The sequence below is a fragment of the Mycobacterium sp. NPDC003449 genome (assembly GCF_053588415.1).
This window is the reverse complement of the sequence record NZ_JBSFPX010000077.1, coordinates 1-18,355: the sequence shown is the minus strand read 5'-3', so window position 1 is coordinate 18,355 and position 18,355 is coordinate 1. Positions and strand designations below refer to the sequence as shown.

Genomic DNA, 18,355 nt, shown 5'->3' with positions numbered 1-18,355 from the left:
GAGTATGGCAGAGACCCGGGGGGCGGTCCGGTCTTTAGCCGAGCCAACGGCTTTGCGACAGTTCGAGAACTGGAGATAATGTCCGAGTTCCCCGGCCGACCACCGAAAGGGTAGGACCCGCATGAGGTTTGCGCTGGCATGTTACGGAACCCGCGGCGATGTCGAGCCGTCGGTCAGCGTCGGGCGGGAATTGCAGAGTCGGGGCCACGAAGTGCGTCTTGCGGTTCCGCCCGATCTGCTCGGATTCGCCGATTCCGCCGGGCTCGCCGCCGTTCCCTACGGGCCACAACTGCGGGAATTCATGAACGAAGATTTCCTCCGCAATTTCTGGTCCAGGATCATCCGCAATCCGGTCGGTTCGCTGCGCGAACTGTGGCAACCGATCGCACGGTACTGGCCGGATACCGCCGCCACACTCGAGTCGCTGGCCGATGGGGTGGATCTGCTGTCCACCGGGATCAACTACGAACAGCCCGCCGCGAATGTGGCCGAATACTACGGGATCCCGCTGATTTCGCTGCACCACTTCCCCATGCGCCCCAACGGCCGGTTGATTCCGGCGCTGCCGTCGGCGGTGGTCCGCGCCGGCGGGGCGGCATCGGAATGGCTGATGTGGCGCGCGACCAGGCACGCCGAGGATGTTCAGCGACGGCATTTGGGTTTGCCCAGGGCGACCGCCCCGTCGCCGCGCCGGCTCGCCGACCGCGGGTCGTTGGAGATCCAGGCCTATGACCAGGTCTCGGTTCCCGGGCTGGCCTCGGAATGGGCCGCATTCGACCGCAGGCGGCCGTTCGTGGGCGCCCTGACTATGGAGTTGGCCACGCCCGCCGATGACGATGTGGCGGCCTGGATCGCCGCGGGCTCCGCACCCATCTGCTTTGCGCTGGGGAGCATTCCGGTCGAATCCCCGGAGCAGACGGTGCAGATGATGAGCGCGGCCTGTGCGCGCCTGGGTGAGCGGGCTCTGATCTGTGCCGGGGGCACCGATATCGCCGGTGTCGCCATGGCCGATCACGTCAAGGTGGTGGGCATGGTGAACTATCCGACGATCTTCGCGGCCTCGCGTGCGGTCGTGCACCACGGCGGCTCTGGCACCACTGCTGCCGGCCTGCGGGCCGGGGTGCCCGCGCTGATCCTCTGGAGCACGGCCGATCAGCCCTATTGGGGCAATCAGGTCACGCGGCTCAAAGTCGGTGCCGCCCGGCGCGTATCGGCGACCACCGAGGACAGCCTGGTGGCCGATCTGCGGCCGATCCTGTCCCCCGACTATGCGGCCAGGGCCAGGGCGCTCGCCGCCAGGATGACCAGCCCCGCCGACAGCATCGCCAAGGCGGCCGACCTCTTCGAGGGTGCCGTCGCCGACAAGGCGGGCTGACCCGGGGCCGGCCTCAGGCGGCCGGTTTGATCAGCAGGCCCTGGCCGGTGGGCAGTGCACAGACCGATACGCCCAGTTCGGCCGCGACCTCGTCCATGGCGATGCGCTGCTCGTCGCGGCCCCGGTTGGCGTAGTCGTCCAGCAACACGAACGCCCCAGGGGTCAACCGTGGCCAGAAATACCGCAGCGTAGCGACTTCGGGTGGCGCGCAGTTCATGTCGATGTGCAGGAAGGCCACGGCGTCGGCGTCGACCTGCTCGAGTGTCTCGGGGACCGCGCCGACGATGATGCGCTGGTTGCGCCACTGCGCGAAGTTCGCCTTGACGCTGTCGACCGAACTGACGTACATGCCGTTGCGCAGCAGTTCCTCGCTCTTCTCCAGCGCACCCGCCTCACGTTCACGGTCGCTGACGAAACGCGGATCGAGCCCGGCGAACGTGTCGAGCAGATAGAACTGTTTACCCAGCCGGTCCCAGTCGAGGTGTTCCATCACGGCGCTGCTGAGGAATCCGTAGCTGACCCCGCACTCGACGAAATCGCCTTCGAGCTTGCTGGCGCTGGCCGCCGCCCACAATCCGACGTGCACCCGCCAGTGCCACTGGTACCAGTCGGACTCCCCGAGCGCCTGCGCACCGCGTTGATATGCCCGCTGGAACCCTGGGTCCTCCATGAAGGCGTGACTGTTGAAACAGATCAGCGCGTCGTTGGAATAGACGTCGGGTAGGAGTTTGCGCGCCAGCCAGTACTCCGCGCGCACCGCACGGAGCAGGATTTTCGTGGGAATCGCCAGCCCTTTTGCCACGGCGGCAACCATAACACCCGGGTCGCCGGGCAACACCAGCGATGCGTCGTCGACTTCGGCCTCGCGGTTGGCGAATCTCCGTGGCCCACAAGAGAATCGGCACCAGGCAACGACCGACTATCGGAGCCTACCGCTCGCTACCTCGCGATAGCGCGACAACTTCTAATGACGGCAAACTCAGCCGGCGTCTCGTTCCGCCACCCGCACCGCCTCGTCGGGCACGGTCGCAGGCACCGAATGCTTGCGTTTGAGCCGCGATTTCATGGCGATCGCGCGCTTCTCCACCACGAACCAGCTCAGCGCGGCGAGCGGCACGGTGGCCGCCGTCGCGAGCACGAAGAACACCACCAGATTGAGCCTGGCCAGGCCGAGAACCACCAGCATCTGCTGCATCGGGAAGGCGTAGATGTACATCCCGTAGGACAGGTCGTTGCGCAGGTTGAGGCGTTTGTGGCGGACCAGGGACCCGGACACGATCACCGCATATGCCAGGGGAAGCGCCCCGATCACCCGGTAATTCGCCAGCAGGCCGGATACCAGCACGATCGCGACGCACACCGCCACCAACGACCATCGCGCCGGGATCCGGTCACGGTACTGGAACACCAGGGCTCCGGCCGCGAACATCACGGCGAACCTCGCGACCATCTGCGGAATGGTCTGCATGGCGAACACCGGATACGAGAAATACGCTGTCGCACAAAGGGTGATCACGAAGGCCGCCGGAATCACCCAGCGCCGCTTCAGCAGCGCGGTGACGCCCAGCACGGCCACCGCGATGTAGCAGATCAGCTCGAAGACCAGGGTCCAGATCGAGCCGTTCCAGACCCCGGGCCACGGGATGTCGCGCGGGGTCCCGTCGATACCGGCGTAATAGACGTTGAGCACGGCGTTGTTGAGCACGTAGTCGACCGGTGTGTAGGTCGACATCAGGCGGCCGACCGACCCGCCCTGGATCAGGACGCTCAGCGGTGCGAACACGAACGCGACCACCACCAGGCACACCCACAGGCCGGGGAAGATCCGCAGGCCGCGGGCGACGGCGAAATCGCGCAGCCGGGGATTGCGGATCCAGCTCGCGGTGATGAGAAACCCTGACACCGCGAAGAACCCGTCGACCCCGACCTGCTCGATGAGCTGTTCCAAGGGCTTGAAGCCGAGCGTGCGACCGGTGAGGGGCCAGGAATGCCACAGGATGACGCTGACCGCGAGCACCAGTCGCCACGCGTTGAGCGCGTTGTTGCGCGGATCGAATACCTGCCCCAGCGTGGCGCCCGAGAGCGGCCGCCAGTTGCGCACGGTGCTCATGCCGAACACCTCGAGCTGGCGAAGTTCTCGACGGCGTCGGCGGCACTGATCACGCTCTGCCCCGGAGTGGTCATCGCGCTCGCCAGCCGCCGGGCCCTGGTGAGGTAGTCCTCGGCCAGGATCCGGCGCAGGTCGGCGGTGAGCGTCTTTCGGTTTGTGGTCGAAAATCGCCGGGTGGTACCGACTTTCAGCCGCTTGATCTGACCACCCCACAGCGTTTGGTTGGCATCCATCGACAGGATAAGGGTGGGGACGCCCGCGCGCAGGCTGGCCGCCGTTGTCCCGGAACCGCCGTGGTGCACCACGGCCCGGCAGGCCGGGAAGACCACCGCGTAGTTCACCGCACCGACGACCTTGACATGGTCGGGAAGCGCGACGCCGCTGAAGTCGCTCCACCCGGCGCACACCAGCGCCCGCTCGCCGAGTTCGCGGCATGCCGAGGCGATCATGTCGACGGTGTCCACCGGAGATTCGACCGGCATGCTCCCGAAGCCGAAGCAGATCGGCGGTGTCCCCGATGCGATCCAGGACATCACGTCCTCGTCGCCCGCGGTGTTCAGTTCCATCGTCAGGGTGCCGACGAAGGGCCGCAGGTCACCCCATTGCGCCCATTCCGCGGCCAGTCCGGGAAAGCAGGCCTCGTCGTATGCCTGGACTTCCAGCGATCCGCGCTCGGCGATCCGCTGCGGTGACGGGCCGGTAGCCTTCGGCAGGCCGAGTTGGCGGCGCTGGCCGTCCTCGACCTTCTTGTTGAGCCGCCAGGCCAGCCAGTCGAACACCGTCATCGCGGTGCGCCCCAGCCGGGGCGGCAGGATCGAGACCAGCCTGCCGTTGGGCCGCATCGGGATGTGGTGCAGGGTTACCAGCGGAAGGTTGTGGTACTCCGCGACATTGGCCGCGGGCTCCTGGTAGCTCTGCCCGGCGAACAACACATCGGCGCCCTCGGCCACCGATGTGAGGGTGGTGTTCATCTGTGCCCAGCATTGGTCGCTGAGCTCCCACATCTCCCGCCACATCCCGCGGATCTCACGCACCCGCCAGAAGGTGTGCAACGCATACGTCCAGAAATCCCGGTACACGTCCAGCCACGTCTTGGTGTCCAGCCCGTAGGCGACGGTCTGCAGACCCGCCGCCTCGGTGAAGTCGATCAGGTCGGGCGGGACCGCCATCAGCACATCGTGCCCCCGGTGCTGCAATTCGCGGCCGACAACGACGGACGGTTCGATATCGCCCCGTGTTCCGTAGCTTGCCAGCACAAACTTCATAGCGGATCGACACCTCTCAAGTCGGTCGGCGGCAGGGCTTGTTCTGTGACGTCGTTGTCGCCCTCACTCCTTGCGCCACAGCACACCGGTACCGTCGATCTCGACGATATCGGCCGAAATACCGTGCTCGGCACGGTAATCCGTGACCGCTTGCCGGCAGCCCTCGATCGCGTGGTAGTCGTCGATGATGCAGAAGCCGCCGGGTGACAACCGGTCGTAGAGACCCTCGAGCCCCTGGATCGTCGACTCGTAGAGGTCGCCGTCGAGCCGCAGCACCGAGATACGTTCGATCGGGGCGCCTTTCAGCGTGTCCTTGAACCAGCCGGGAAGGAAGCGCACCCGGTCGTCCAACAGCCCGTAGCGCGAGAAGTTGGCCTTGACGTCTTTTTCGGTCACCGCCAGGATGGGCGCGGCCAGGTGCAGCCGGTCCCCCTTGTCGGCCTTGTACTTCGCGGCGTCCGGCGGCGGCACTCCTTCGAACGAATCACACAACCAGACGTTGCGGGACTCGTCGCTGTAGGCCGCGAGGACGGCGCGCATCAGGATCGAGGCACCGCCGCGCCACACGCCGCACTCGACCAGATCGCCGGGAACGTCGTCGGCGATCACGGTCTCGACGCACCGCTGCAAACTGGTGAGCCGGGTCATTCCGATCATCGTCAGCGCATCGGCGGGCCAGTCCAGGCCGAGATCGCGTTTGCGTTGATCGAACGGGTGCTTACGCACCAGCACAAGGTTCCCGAATTTGAGCACGGGACGGTGCAGCCAGTTCCACCCGACGGGCACCAACTCGTCGACGCCGTACCTGGTGAGATCCTGCCGCAGCAGGTCCAGGTATGCGGATCGGGTGTCGTGATCGGTCACGGTCAAAAAAGTGTTCCTATCTCGAAAACCAGTACTCCCGCGGAGAGCCTAACCCGCCGAACTGGGAGTTATGACATTTCGGGATCCACCGATGACGTTGCCGCCGCGACAATTTCGGCGCCGACGGGCAAACCCGACGTCGCATACCGAGCGCGGCTAATTCGGTGACCCCGTCGTCACGTCCGACTATTAGGATAGATAACGGCATGATGCAGACCCGGCAAATATTTCCGGCCGGGCGGGCCGGTTCACCGATAGGCGGCCCGCGACAGGTCCTTCGGTTGCTCGGCGCGATGCACCACGACTACCGAATCGAACACCTCGATCCGGTCGATGAGGGTCGCAGCTAACGGCACCGTGACCTGGTCGACCCGCTTGGGGTGGCCCTCCATGATCTGGTAGACCGACCTCATCTTCTGGTAGGGCGCGTGCATGGCATCCATCAGCCATTTGGTGAAGTCGATGAACGATTCGCGTTGGTCCCGGTAGATCGTCCAGTAGTTGGCGCAGACATCCTCCACCAGGTACACCCCACCGGGTTTGAGCCGGGGGAACAGGTACTGGAACGACCTGATCATCTGTTTCGGGGTGTGCCCGCCATCGTCGAGAATCGTGTCGAACTGCCCGAACTCGTCGAGCACACCGGCCAGGAACGCCACGTCGGTCTGGTCGCCGATCCGCACGTGCAGGTTGCGGCCCGGATCGTCGTACTGCGCGGCCTTCGGACTGATGTCGACGCCGACGATGGTGGCGTCGGGCAGGTACTGGCGCCACATCTGCAGGGAACCACCCCGGTCCACCCCGATCTCCAGCATTCGCCGGGTATCGGTCAGGACCGCCTGGTAGATGGGCAGGTAATGGCGGAGCTTGTGAATATTCTCGGTGCTCTCGAATATCCGGTCCAGCGGGGTGTCCGCGGGCGGTGTGTCCACCGCACGCATGGTCACGGGCCGGGCGAGTTCCGGCCCGAGCGCGGCGAGCATCCGCTTTCCGTCCTTGTAGGCGTAGCGGCGCGCGATGAACGGCGGCTTCGGCTGCAATGCCAGCCGGAAGGTCCGCATCTCACGAAACCCTTTGTCGGTCCACCGGACCGGTCATACACCGAGAACAGCTAATTTCCATGGGATTCAGCGTACCGATGCCCGGCGGGAATGGTTCGACGGGAATTGCCCTTCCGGCGGGCACCGGCGGGGCGCCGACATGAAGTGCCCGGCAAACTGCGCAAATCATTCTCTCAGAAGTGATTCGGTGTGCCCTTGTCAATCCATTCCAGAAGTGCGGGCAAGCCGTCCTCGAGTGTCCACTTCGGGCTCCAGGCCAGGTCGGCCCCGGCCGGTTCGATATCGCAGCTCGCCGCACGGACGTCGCCGTCCCGGAACTTCGCGACGACGGCCGGTTCCGGTGCGGCACAGATCCGGGCCACCTGCCGGGCCAGGTCGTGGATGGTGGTCGCGATACCCGACCCGATATCGAGGCAGCGCTGCCCCTGCGCCGGGCCGTTGACCGCCGCAAACAGCGCGTCGACCACATCGTCGATGTAGACGAAGTCGCGGACGATCCTGCCGTCCTCGTAGACCTCGAGGGCCTGCCCCTCGCGCGCCAGCCGGGCGAACAGCGTGACGATGCCGGTGTAGGAATTGGTCAGCGACTGGCCGGGACCGTAGACGTTCTGCAGCCGCAGCACACTCAGGTTGGTGTCGTGGGCGGCCGCCCAGGCCGCCAGCAGGTGTTCCTGGGCGAGCTTGGTACCGGCGTAGATGTTCGTCGGACGTGGCTCGGTCCGGCCGGCCCGGCTGGGCAGCGGCACCGCGGGTTCACCGGCGGGTCCCTGGGCATCCCAGCTCCCGGCCACCAGCTGAGCGTGGCTGCGGGGCCGTGGGTAGAAGGTATGGGGGCCACCCGGTGTCGCGTACTGCCAGGCTCCTTCGCCGTAGACGGCCCTCGACGAGGCCAGCACCAGCTGGTCGGGCACCTGCTCGGCTCGGCTCATGGCGTCGAGCAGCTGGGTGGTGCCTACCACGTTCACCGAGCCGTGCCGCGTCGCCTCCGACAACGACTGTGCGGTCCCGGTCTCGGCCGCCAGGTGCACGATCTGGTCCGGTTCGAACAGCCGGAGCACCGCGTCCCAGTCGGGGGCATGGGTGACGTCGCCGGTGAACAGCCGCACCGACGACGGCAGGTCGATCTGCCGTCCCCTGGCATGTACCTGTGGGTGCAGGACGTCCATCACGGCGACCTCGTAACCCGCCTGGACCAGTCGGGAGGACAGCGCGGACCCGATGAATCCTGCACCACCGGAAATCAGTACGGATGTTGACAAGAGCCGACGCCTCCCAAATTCGTCTGCACAGCGACTGGCCGCCCGGTGCACCACCGAGGTCGGGCCGGGTCGAGGACATGATATCGGCGGGGAGACCGGCGGCAAGACCGGTCAGGCACCGGCCGCACGTTCCAGCAGATCGGCCGCCTTGGTCACGCTCTCGGCGGGTTTGGTCATCTCGGCGGCGATCGTCCGGGCCCGCTCCGCGTACCCGGGGCCCAGGATCCGGTACAGGTCGGCGACCAGCGATTCGCGTGTGGTGGTCGAGAAGCGCCGCGTGGTACCCACTTTCAGCCGGTTGAGCTGAAACCCCCAGAACGGCTGGTCGCCGACCGTCCACAGGATCAGGGTCGGAACCCCGGCCCGCAGGCTCGCCGCGGTGGTACCCGAACCGCCGTGGTGGACGACCGCCCGGCAGGCCGGAAAGACCGCGGCGTAATTCACCACACCGACAACTTTGACGTGCCCGGCAATTTCGGCGGCACCGAAGTCCGTGCCGCCGGCGCACACCAGCGCCCGCTGGCCCAGCTGCGCACAGGCCGCGCTGATCATCTCGACCGTCTCCGCCGGCGACTCGACCGGAATACTGCCCAGGGCGAAGCAGATCGGCGGTGGCCCCGCCGCGATCCAGTCCGTGACCTCCTGATCGGCGGGGGTGGTCAGCTCCATCGTCAGCGCACCGACGAAGGGGCGCCGTCCGCCGAGTTTGGCCCATTCGGCGGCCAGGCCCGGAAAGCAGACATCGTCGTAGGCCTGGATCTCGATCGATCCGCGTTCGGCCAGCCGGCGCGGCGTCGGCCCGCCGGCCCGAGGCAGCCCCAGGTCGCGGCGCTGCGCATCCTCGGCCGCCTTGGTGAGTCGCCACCCCAGCCAGTCGTAACCCGTCATCGCCGTGCGGGTCACCGGCGGCGGCAGCATCGGAAAGAGCCGCCCGTTGGGCCGCCACGGCATGGTGTGCATGGGGACCAAGGGAACCCGGTAGAAATCAGCCACATTGGCGGCCGGTTGCTCATAGCCGACACTGGTCGACACCAGGTCGGCGCCTTCGGCCACCGAGACCAGGGTCTTACCCATGTCCGCCCACTGATCGATGACCACGTTCACGGCGTCGCGGCACAATTTGGCCAGGTCGTGCACCCGCCAGAACCGGCGGCTCCACGACATCCACAGGTCGCGGTAGTCGTCGAGCTGGGGCGCGATCTGCTGCCCGTAGGCGAGGGTGGTGAGCCGGGCCCCCTCGGCGAAGCCGATCAGGTCGGGCGGGACCGCCATCCGCACATCGTGACCCCGTACTTGCAGTTCCCGGCCGACTGCGACGGCGGGTTCGATGTCGCCGCGTGTCCCGTAACTCGCCATGGCAAATCGCATGACGGATCCCCTCCCCCAACTCGGTATGTTTGTCGGCGACCGTCGGCACTGCCGGACATTGTCTCGGATTCTTCACGCTACGAGCAGGTCTCGCAGGACTATCTTTTGGGCGCATTCGGGTGAATCGACATGGCAAATTTCACAGGCGCGTAAGAATTACGCTCTGCAAGCGCAAAACGTCAAGCCTCATCAATTTCGGCAATGTAGCGGCGCGAGGCGGCCGATAACCCCGGTCCGGTGATTTACCGACCGTGGCGGTGATGGCCCAAACCGCCTCCCCGCCACGGTTTCCGCCGGTCACCGATGCTTCACACCCTTCGGTGCGCCGAGATCGGGCCACCGGAATTGTTTCGGCATCGCCGTAAAAACCAGGATAAGGTGGCGTACGTGTTTCACCACGACGATGAGAAAGTGTTCTCGCCGTGCCCACACTCAGCGAACCGCCGACGGTCGGCCGGCGGGAGTGGCATATGCGTGGGATAATTCTCGCCGGCGGCTCGGGCACACGCCTGCATCCGATCACCAAGGGCATCAGTAAGCAACTGTTGCCGGTGTACGACAAGCCGCTCATCTACTACCCGTTGTCCACGCTGATCATGGCAGGCGTCCGCGACATCCTGGTGATCACCACACCCGCCGACGCACCGGCGTTCGAGCGGCTGCTCGGCGACGGCTCGGCGTTCGGGGTCAACCTGCGCTATGCGGTGCAACCCGAGCCGGAGGGGCTGGCCCAGGCGTTCGTCATCGGCGCCGAGCACATCGGTTCCGGACCGGTGATGCTGGCCCTCGGGGACAACATCTTCTACGGCCCCGGCCTCGGTACCAGCCTGCGCAGGTTCCAGAACATCAGCGGCGGCGCCATTTTCGCGTACTGGGTGGCCAACCCCTCCGCGTACGGTGTGGTGGAGTTCGGCGACGACGGCACCGCGCTGTCCCTGGAGGAGAAGCCGCTGACGCCGAAATCGCACTATGCGATCCCCGGGTTGTACTTCTACGACAACGACGTCATCGAGATCGCACGATCGCTGCGCAAGTCGGCACGGGGCGAGTACGAGATCACCGAGATCAACCAGATCTATCTGAACCGGGACCGGCTCGCGGTCGAGGTGCTGCCCCGCGGCACCGCGTGGCTGGACACCGGCACCTTCGACTCACTGTTGGATGCCAGCGATTTCGTCCGCACCATCGAACGGCGCCAGGGACTCAAGATCGCGGTGCCCGAGGAGATCGCCTGGCGCAACGGGTTCATCGACGACGACCGGCTCGCCGCGCGCGCCAACGAATTACTGAAGTCGGGATACGGCGGCTACCTGTTGGGGCTGCTGGACCGGAAATAGTGAGTATTCACGCGAGCACGTATCGGAGGGCGTAACACCATCGAACCGATGACAGATATATGTAGTGCGTTACGACGCATGGTTTGAAATTGACAGGCACGTGGTAGGCAAAACCGGGGTTGGTCATTCAAACCACGCTCTGATGGATTACAGAGCCCGTGCAGTCAGTTACACCAGTTAACAGGAGGGGACACACACCATGAAACTTTCGCTCACCAAACTCACCGTCGCCGTCGGCGGCCTCGCGTTGTCGTTGAGTGCAGGCGCCGGATTGGCCTCTGCCGAGCCCGATCTGGGCCCGATGGTCGACTCGACCTGCAGCTACGATCAGGCGATGAAGGCCGTCCACACGGAAAACCCAATGGCGGCCCAGTATCTCGACCAGTCGCCGCCCAACCAGCAGTTCCTGCGGGTGTTCCTCAGCTCGCCGCGCGATGAGCGGGTCAACCTGCTGAACCAGATCAAGAACAACGAGGGCGCCGCTCAGGCCCTTCCGGTGTTCACCCAGATGCTGTCCAGCTGCTCGAAGTACTGAGGCCCGAACTACCGAACAAACCGCGCGAGTCACCGTGACTTGCGCGGTTTGTCGTATCCGCTACTGCGAGCGTGGGCCCTGTGCACGCAAACGGCGCCTTCTACGTGCATAACCCGCACGCTCGGCCGTCTACTGCGAGACGCGCGGGAACTCCACCGTCGGCGGGTCGCCGCCGTCGCCGGGCCGCGCGTCCCCACCCTCTAGCAGGGACCGAACCAGCGGCCTTGGCCCGTACGGCCGGAGCATGGTGCTCGCGGGGCGGCTGCGCACCACCTGCGGCCACCAGAACCACCGTCCGAGCAGCGCCGCGATCGAGGGCGTCATGAACGAGCGCACGATCATGGTGTCGAACAGCAGGCCCATACCGATGGTGGTACCGATCTGGCCGATGATCCGCAGATCGCTCACCACCATCGAGGCCATGGTCGCGGCGAACACCAGACCCGCCGTCGTGACGACCTTGCCGGTGCCGCCCATGGCCCGGATGATGCCGGTCTTGATGCCCGCGGGCAGTTCCTCCTTCATCCGGGATACCAGCAGCAGGTTGTAGTCCGATCCCACCGCCAGCAGGATGATCACCGACATCGCCAGCACCATCCAGTGCAACTGGATGCCGAGGATGTACTGCCAGACCAGCACCGCGAGCCCGAACGACGCCCCCAGCGAGAGCGCCACCGTACCCACGATCACCAGCGCCGCGATGAAGCTGCGGGTGATGATGATCATGATCAGGAAGATCAGGCAGAGCGCGGCGATCCCGGCGATCAGCAGATCGTAGGCGGACCCGTCCTTCCAGTCCTTGGCGGTGGACGCGGAGCCGGCGAGATAGACCTGGCCGTTGACCAGGCGGGTCCCCTTCAGCGCCTCCTCGGCCGCACCCATGATCTGTTCGGTGCGCGCGATTCCCGCTTCGGTCGCGGGATCGCCGTTGTGAGAGATGATGAACCGCACCGCTTTCCCGTCCGGAGACAGGAACGATTTCATGGCCTTCTGGAAGTCCGGATTGTCGAAGACCTCGGGCGGCAGGAAGAACGAGTCGTCGCTCTTGGCGGCGTCGAAGGCCTGACCCATCACGGTGGCGTCGTCGGTGGTCTCGTCGATCTGCGACATCAGGCCCGACATCGTGGAATGCATGGTCAGCGACATGGTCCGCATGGTCTTCATGACGTCGATCATCTGGGGAATCTGGACCAGCATCTGCGGCAGCAGGGCGTCGAGCTCGTCCATATTGTCGACCAGGACCGCCAGCTGGTCGTCGAGTTCATCGACCCCGTCCATGGCATCGAAGATGGACCGCAGCGACCAGCAGATCGGGATGTCGAAACAGTGCGGCTCCCAATAGAAGTAGTTGCGGATCGGACGCAGGAAGTCGTCGAACAACGCGATGCTGCCGCGCAGATCCTTGGTGATCTGCTGCAGGTCGTGGGCACTGGCCACCATCCGATGGGTGGCGCCCGCCATCCCCTCCATGACCTCGTGCATGTGTTCCATCGTGGCGATCATGGTGTCCATATCGGCGACCTGCTTGAGCATGTCGTCGATGCGTTTGCGCTGAAAGTGGGTGGCCTGCAGCTGGCCGGCGTTCTGCAAGCTGAGCAGGAACGGTATCGACGTGTTGGCGATCGGTGTCCCCTCCGGCCGGGTGATCCCCTGCACCCGGGAAACCCCGCGCACCTTGAAGATCGCCTTGGCGACCTTGTTCAGGATCAGGAAGTCGGCCGGGTTCCGCAGATCGTGGTCGGCCTCGATCATCAGGACTTCCGGCATCATCCTGGCCTGGCTGAAGTGCCGCTCGGCGGCCGCGAAACCCTGGTTGGCGGGGATGCCGCCGGAGATGTACTCCCGGTCGTCGTAGCTCGTGGTGTAGCCGGGCAGCGCCAGTAGACCGACCAGAGCCACCGCCAGGGAGGCCACCAAAATCGGTGCGGGCCAACGGACGACGGCGGTGCCGATCCCGCGCCACCGGCGCACCCGCAGTTTCCGCTTCGGTTCGACCAGACCGAACCGACTGGCCACCGCGATCCCCGCGGGAACCAGCGTCACCGCGACCGCGACCGCGGCCGTCATACCGATGGCACACGGGATCCCCATGGTGTGGAAGTAGGGCAGCCGGGTGAAGTTGAGGCAGAAGATCGCGCCCGCGATGGTCAGACCGGACGCCATGACGACCGGGGCGACCCCGCGGTACATGCTGTAGTAGGCCGTTTCCCGGTCCTGCCCGGACGAGCGGGCCTCCTGATATCGGCCGAAGAAGAAGATGCAGTAGTCGGTGCCGGCCGCGATGGCCAGGAACACCAGCATGTTCACCGCGAACGTCGACAGCACGAAAACCTGGTTGGCACCGAGGAATGCGACGATTCCGCGGGCCGCGGCCAACTCGACACCGACCATGGTCAACAGCAGGATCACCGTGATGATCGAGCGGTAGACGACCAGCAGCATCGCGAAGATGATCACGACCGTCACCACGGTGATCTTCAGGATGGACTTGTTGCCGCTGTGCTGCATATCCGAGGCCAGCGGCGCCGCACCGGTGACATGGACCTGCACCCCGGGCGGCGGTGCGTCCTTCTGGACCAGGCCGCGGACCGCGGCGACAGATTCGTCGCCGAGCGGGGTGCCCTGGTTACCGGCCAGGTTCAGCTGCACATAGGCGGCCTTGCCGTCGGGGCTCTGCACACTCGACGAGGTGAGCCGATCCCCCCACAGGTCCTGCACATGCTCGACATGCTTGGTATCGGCGCGCAGATCGCGGATCAGCTTGGTGTAGTAGTCGCGGGTATCGTCGCCGAGCTGTTCCTGGCCCTCCAGCACGATCATCGCCGAACTGTCCGAGTCGGATTCCCCGAACACCGTCCCCATGCGTTTGAGGGCCTGCGTCGACGGCGCATCCTGCGGCATCAGCGATACCGAGTTCTGCTCGCCGACATGTTCCAGTGCCGGGATCGCCGCCTTCCAGTCCCAGCCGACCGATGCCAGGGTCAGGAAGAGGATCAGCACCAGCCACGCCACGATGACGACGGGCGCGAACTTGCGGATCATCCGCGCGATGAACGGCGGCTTCGAGTGTTCGGTGCTCGATTTCTCGGTGCTCGAGTTTTCGATGCTCATGCGGCCGCGTTAGTCCCTCAGCAGCAGGGAACGCACCAGCGGGCGCGGCCCTGCCGGTCGGAGCATCGAGCTCGCGGGGCGTGGACGTACGCGTTGCGGCCACCAGAACCACCTGCCCAGCAGCGCCGCGATCGACGGCGTCATGAACGCACGCACGATCAAGGTGTCGAACAGCAGTCCGAGTCCGATCGTGGTGCCGACCTGCCCGATCGTGAGCAGGTCGCTGACGATCATCGATGCCATCGTGGCCGCGAACACCAGGCCCGCGGCCGTCACGACCTTGCCGGTGCCGCCCATGGCCCGGATCAGGCCGGTGTTGAGGCCGGCGTGGAGTTCCTCTTTCATCCGCGAGACCAGCAGCAGGTTGTAGTCGGAACCGACTGCCAGCAGCACGATCACAGACATCGCCAGCACGACCCAGTTGATCTGCAGCCCGAGGATGTGCTGCCACACCAGCACCGAAAGGCCGAAGGACGCGCCGAGTGACATCGCCACCGTGCCGACGATGACCAGCGAGGCGATCAGGGCCCTGGTCATGAAGATCATGATCAGGAAGATCAGGCACAGCGCCGAGACACCGGCGATCAGCAGGTCGACCTTGGATCCGTCGACCAGGTCCTTGACCCCGGCCGCGGTACCGGCGAGGTAGATGTTCGAGTTCTCCAGCGGGGTTCCCTTGAGCGCCTCTTCGGCCGCGATCTGGATCGGCTCGACGCGCGAGATGCCGTCGGGTGTCGCGGGATCGCCGCGTTGCGAGATGAGCAACCGGGTGGCCTTACCGTCCGGCGACATGAAGATCTTCATGATGCGCTTGAAGTCCTCGTTCTCGAACACGTCCGGCGGCAGATAGAACGAGTCGTCGTTGTTGGCCTCGTCGAACGCCTTGCCCATCGCCGTCGAGTTGTCGCTCGAATCATCCATCTGCTGGAAGATGCCCGACATCGTGCTGTGCATCGTCAGCATCATCGTCCGGGTGCTCTGCATGGTCGCGATCATCTGCGGGAACTGCACGAGCAGCTGCGGCATGAGGGCATCGAGCTGATCGAGATTCTCCACCAGACCCTTCATCGTCACGGTGACCTTGTCGATGCCGTCGAGGGCGTCGAAAATGGATCGGATCGACCAGCAGATCGGAATATCGAAGCAGTGCGGTTCCCAATAGAGGTAGTTGCGCAGCGGCCGCCAGAAGTCCTGGAAATCCTCGACGTGATCCCGCAATTCGTTTGTGGTGCCCTGTAGTTCGTGCGTGGTCTCGACGGTGTTATGGGTAATCCCCACCATCTGCGTCATCAAATCGTTCATCCGCTGCATCAGCGCGATGGTCGTCGACATCTCATCGGCCTGTTTGAGCAGATCCTCCATCCGCTCTTTCTGGAACGGCAGACTGAGCCGTTGGCTGGCCTGCGACATGCTGAGCATGAACGGGATCGACGAGTGGTCGAGCGGCGTTCCCTCGGGCCGGGTTATCGACTGCACCTCGGCAATGCCGGGAACCGCGAAGACCGCCTTGGCGAGTTTGTTGAGGACCAACATATCCGCGGGGGTGCGCATATCGTGATCGGATTCGATCAGCAATAGGTCCGGTGTCGTCATTCGGGACTCGGGGAAATGGCGCGACGCGGCCGTGAGTCCCTGAACGGCCGGGATGTCCTGCGGGATGAACTTCTGATCGCTGTAGCTGGGGTTGTAGCCCGGCAGCGTCAGCAGCCCGATCAGCGCGATCGCGATCGTCGCGGCCAGGATGGGCCCGGGCCAGCGGACGATCGCGGTACCCACGCGCCGCCACCGACGGGTGATGACCAGCCGTTTCGGGTCGAAGATGCCGACCTTGCTGCCCAGCGCGATGGCCGCCGGGACCAGCGTCAGCGCGACCGCGACGGCGACGAGTATGCCCACCGCGCCGGGTATGCCCAGCGGCTGGAAGTAGGGCAGCCGGGTGAAGCTGAGGCAGGCGATGGCACCGGCGATGGTCACACCGGAGGCCAGCACGACCTTCGCGACGCTGCGGTAGGCGGTGTAATACGCCGATTCCCGATCCTCGCCCGATTGCCGTGCCTCTTGATATCGACCGGTGAAGAAGATGCCGTAGTCGGTGCCGGCGGCGATGCCGACGGATACCAACAGATTCACCACATATGTGGTGAGGCCGACTATTCCGTGCATACCGAGGAACGCGACGAGTCCCCGGGCCACCTGAAGCTCGATCGCCACCGTCAACAGCAGAATGATGACGGTGAGGAACGAACGGTAGAGCAAAAGCAGCATCAGGAAGATCACGCCGACCGTGACCAGGGTGATGAGGAGAACGGTCCGGTTTCCGCTCGCGCCCATATCCGAGACGACGGCCGCGGGGCCGGTCACATAGGCCTGCACCCCCGGCGGCGCCTGGGTATTCTTTACCGCGTCCTGAACGGCTTTCACCGATTCATTCGCCAGGGCCTGTCCGAAGCTGCCGACCAGATTCAATTGGACATAGGCGGCTTTTCCGTCGGCGCTCTGTGCGGCACCCGCCGTCAGCGGGTCGCCCCAGAAATCCTGAATATGTTGGATGTGCGCCGTATCGGCCTTCAGCTTACGAATTATTTCGTCGTAGTACGCATGCGCATCATCGCCGAGCGGTTCCTGCCCTTCCAGGACCACCACCGCGATGCTTTCCGAATTGGATTCCTTGAAAACCTCGCCCATTCGGGTCATGGCTTTGACCGACGGGGCGTCCGGGGGGCTCAGTGAGACCGAATGCTCTCTTTCGACCACTTCCAGTGGCGGCACGGCGACCGTGAGCACGACGGTTATGGCGACCCAGCCGAGAATGATGAGAACAGAAAAGCGCCGGATAAAAGTAGCGATCCGGTGCCGGTGCGCGGAACCGTTGGACACATTGGTTTTGCCGAGGTTTTCGTGCCGGCGCCGCCTGCGGTGCTTTTCGCCCTTGGCGCTCATGCGGCCTTCAGGAGGCAGGAGGTGAAGGCGTTGACCTGGTTGGACGACTTCTCGGCCTTGACCTCGTCGTCCACGGTGATCCGGCAGCCGATGCTGTTGGTGTCACCCTGGGCCATGATGCTGCCGACCGCGGTCGCCTTGGTGATCTCGAAATTCAATGACCACGGCAGGCTGACGCCTTTGACGAACTGCGGATCGGCGTTGACGTCGAAATAACTGATATCGGCCACTGTGCCCGGCGCCCCGAATACTTCGTAGGTCAAATGTTTAGGATTGAACGACTTGGCTTCGGCGATTTGGGTATCCGCATAGGAAGGGCGTTTCTCTGAGCCGAAGATGCCATGCAGGCGCGAGACGGTGAACCCCCCGGCACCGACCACGACAAGCACGAGCAGCGGAATCCACAGCCGCCTGAAAAGCCCAAAAATGGTGGTACTCCTCCCCTGTCTTCGCACCCGGCACCATGTTGCGACATGCAGCGCATGGTCGCAAACGGGCGGTACCTCGAGGGGGCGCACACGTAGTCGTTGAAGAGTAAACCATGACAGGCACGGGTATATAAGACTGAACCCGATGCGATATGGGATCGGGATGCGTCCTTCATGGATGCATCCCGCAGCCGATAACGGAGAGCCACCGACCAGCAAATAAGCCATTCCGTCATGTCATAGATATTGTCCTGCGGCGTATGCCACAAAGGCAACATTCTGGCGAATGAGATCCGCGAAGCTGTGCGGTTGCTGGAGACCGCGGGCGTCACGGATCGTTCATTTATCGGACTCGTCAAAATAAGCGGGTGGGCCCGCGGCGCGCCGGCGGGCTCCGATCATGCCATCGGCCGCGGGCGCGCCCGGTATGCCGCGCCCCGCTCGGTGCCGCCGTGACGGGGTTCTCACGGAGTTAATTAGGGATCCGAACCATACCCATGTCAGCATGGGGACCCGTGGATTTCCAGTTCCTCCTGCTCTGCATCGTCGTCGCCACCGCCCTGGCCTTCGACTTCACCAACGGCTTTCACGACACCGGCAACGCCATGGCCACCTCGATCGCGAGTGGTGCGCTCCGGCCGCGGACCGCGGTCGCCCTGTCGGCCGTGCTGAACCTGGTCGGCGCCAGATCGGAAGAGCACA

At 64.8% G+C, this 18,355-nt stretch carries 14 protein-coding genes; 4 read left to right on the top strand and 10 right to left on the bottom strand.

What is annotated here, in order from left to right; all coding sequences use genetic code 11:
* Nucleotides 1–121 precede the first annotated feature (121 nt).
* Nucleotides 122–1,375, top strand: a complete 1,254-nt coding sequence (locus ACWDTP_RS19755; protein WP_450022773.1) for a glycosyltransferase — start codon at nt 122–124, stop codon at nt 1,373–1,375.
* 13 nt (nt 1,376–1,388) lie between these two features.
* Here ACWDTP_RS19755 and ACWDTP_RS19750 read toward each other — a convergent pair whose 3' ends face one another.
* The 7 genes from ACWDTP_RS19750 to ACWDTP_RS19720 all read right to left on the bottom strand — a co-directional run bounded on the left by ACWDTP_RS19750 (nt 1,389) and on the right by ACWDTP_RS19720 (nt 9,302).
* Nucleotides 1,389–2,189: a TylF/MycF/NovP-related O-methyltransferase gene (locus ACWDTP_RS19750; protein ID WP_450022771.1), complete on the bottom strand. Its 801-nt coding sequence runs from the start codon at nt 2,187–2,189 to the stop codon at nt 1,389–1,391.
* Nucleotides 2,190–2,354: 165 nt separating this feature from the next.
* Complete coding sequence (locus ACWDTP_RS19745) at nt 2,355–3,485, bottom strand: acyltransferase family protein (RefSeq protein ID WP_450022769.1); 1,131 nt, start codon at nt 3,483–3,485, stop codon at nt 2,355–2,357.
* Nucleotides 3,482–4,750, bottom strand: coding sequence for a glycosyltransferase (locus ACWDTP_RS19740; RefSeq protein ID WP_450022767.1), 1,269 nt, complete (start codon nt 4,748–4,750; stop codon nt 3,482–3,484). Before ACWDTP_RS19740 ends, ACWDTP_RS19745 begins: the two co-directional genes overlap by 4 nt.
* 63 nt (nt 4,751–4,813) lie before the next feature.
* Entirely contained in the window at nt 4,814–5,614 is an 801-nt protein-coding gene (locus ACWDTP_RS19735) for a TylF/MycF/NovP-related O-methyltransferase (RefSeq protein WP_450022765.1), read from the bottom strand.
* 248 nt (nt 5,615–5,862) lie between these two features.
* Nucleotides 5,863–6,597 (bottom strand): class I SAM-dependent methyltransferase, encoded by a 735-nt coding sequence (locus tag ACWDTP_RS19730; RefSeq protein ID WP_450022783.1) that lies wholly within the window; start codon nt 6,595–6,597, stop codon nt 5,863–5,865.
* A gap of 251 nt (nt 6,598–6,848) precedes the next feature.
* On the bottom strand, nt 6,849–7,934 hold the full coding sequence (locus tag ACWDTP_RS19725; RefSeq protein WP_450022763.1) for an NAD-dependent epimerase/dehydratase family protein: 1,086 nt from the start codon (nt 7,932–7,934) through the stop codon (nt 6,849–6,851).
* A gap of 111 nt (nt 7,935–8,045) precedes the next feature.
* On the bottom strand, nt 8,046–9,302 hold the full coding sequence (locus tag ACWDTP_RS19720) for a glycosyltransferase (RefSeq protein ID WP_450022761.1): 1,257 nt from the start codon (nt 9,300–9,302) through the stop codon (nt 8,046–8,048).
* 470 nt (nt 9,303–9,772) lie between these two features.
* Between ACWDTP_RS19720 and rfbA the strand changes: the two genes are divergently transcribed.
* Together rfbA and ACWDTP_RS19710 are read left to right on the top strand one after the other, a co-directional pair.
* Complete coding sequence (gene rfbA / locus ACWDTP_RS19715; RefSeq protein ID WP_450022781.1) at nt 9,773–10,639, top strand: glucose-1-phosphate thymidylyltransferase RfbA; 867 nt, start codon at nt 9,773–9,775, stop codon at nt 10,637–10,639.
* A 199-nt stretch (nt 10,640–10,838) separates the two neighbouring features.
* Nucleotides 10,839–11,174, top strand: a complete 336-nt coding sequence (locus ACWDTP_RS19710) for a hemophore-related protein (RefSeq protein WP_450022759.1) — start codon at nt 10,839–10,841, stop codon at nt 11,172–11,174.
* Between the two features lie 129 nt (nt 11,175–11,303).
* Here the strand turns inward: ACWDTP_RS19710 and ACWDTP_RS19705 are convergent, their stop codons facing one another.
* The 3 genes from ACWDTP_RS19705 to ACWDTP_RS19695 are packed head-to-tail and all read right to left on the bottom strand — an operon-like array spanning nt 11,304 to nt 17,680.
* Nucleotides 11,304–14,285, bottom strand: a complete 2,982-nt coding sequence (locus ACWDTP_RS19705; RefSeq protein ID WP_450022757.1) for an MMPL/RND family transporter — start codon at nt 14,283–14,285, stop codon at nt 11,304–11,306.
* A gap of 9 nt (nt 14,286–14,294) precedes the next feature.
* Entirely contained in the window at nt 14,295–17,225 is a 2,931-nt protein-coding gene (locus ACWDTP_RS19700) for an MMPL/RND family transporter (protein ID WP_450022755.1), read from the bottom strand.
* Complete coding sequence (locus ACWDTP_RS19695; protein ID WP_450022753.1) at nt 17,222–17,680, bottom strand: MmpS family protein; 459 nt, start codon at nt 17,678–17,680, stop codon at nt 17,222–17,224. Before ACWDTP_RS19695 ends, ACWDTP_RS19700 begins: the two co-directional genes overlap by 4 nt.
* 488 nt (nt 17,681–18,168) lie before the next feature.
* Here ACWDTP_RS19695 and ACWDTP_RS19690 point away from each other — a divergent pair.
* A partial coding sequence (locus tag ACWDTP_RS19690) for an inorganic phosphate transporter (RefSeq protein WP_450022751.1) occupies nt 18,169–18,355 on the top strand: 187 nt, incomplete at its 3' end.

Bases quoted from the DNA above. Each gene is read 5' to 3' on its own strand.
- ACWDTP_RS19700 (WP_450022755.1), bottom strand. From the start codon at position 17,225: ATGAGCGCCAAGGGCGAAAAGCACCGCAGGCGGCGCCGGCACGAAAAC.
- ACWDTP_RS19755 (WP_450022773.1), top strand. From the start codon at position 122: ATGAGGTTTGCGCTGGCATGTTACGGAACCCGCGGCGATGTCGAGCCG.
- ACWDTP_RS19720 (WP_450022761.1), bottom strand. From the start codon at position 9,302: ATGCGATTTGCCATGGCGAGTTACGGGACACGCGGCGACATCGAACCC.
- ACWDTP_RS19745 (WP_450022769.1), bottom strand. From the start codon at position 3,485: ATGAGCACCGTGCGCAACTGGCGGCCGCTCTCGGGCGCCACGCTGGGG.
- ACWDTP_RS19730 (WP_450022783.1), bottom strand. From the start codon at position 6,597: ATGCTCGCCGCGCTCGGGCCGGAACTCGCCCGGCCCGTGACCATGCGT.
- ACWDTP_RS19750 (WP_450022771.1), bottom strand. From the start codon at position 2,189: ATGGTTGCCGCCGTGGCAAAAGGGCTGGCGATTCCCACGAAAATCCTG.
- ACWDTP_RS19705 (WP_450022757.1), bottom strand. From the start codon at position 14,285: ATGAGCATCGAAAACTCGAGCACCGAGAAATCGAGCACCGAACACTCG.
- rfbA (WP_450022781.1), top strand. From the start codon at position 9,773: ATGCGTGGGATAATTCTCGCCGGCGGCTCGGGCACACGCCTGCATCCG.
- ACWDTP_RS19740 (WP_450022767.1), bottom strand. From the start codon at position 4,750: ATGAAGTTTGTGCTGGCAAGCTACGGAACACGGGGCGATATCGAACCG.
- ACWDTP_RS19710 (WP_450022759.1), top strand. From the start codon at position 10,839: ATGAAACTTTCGCTCACCAAACTCACCGTCGCCGTCGGCGGCCTCGCG.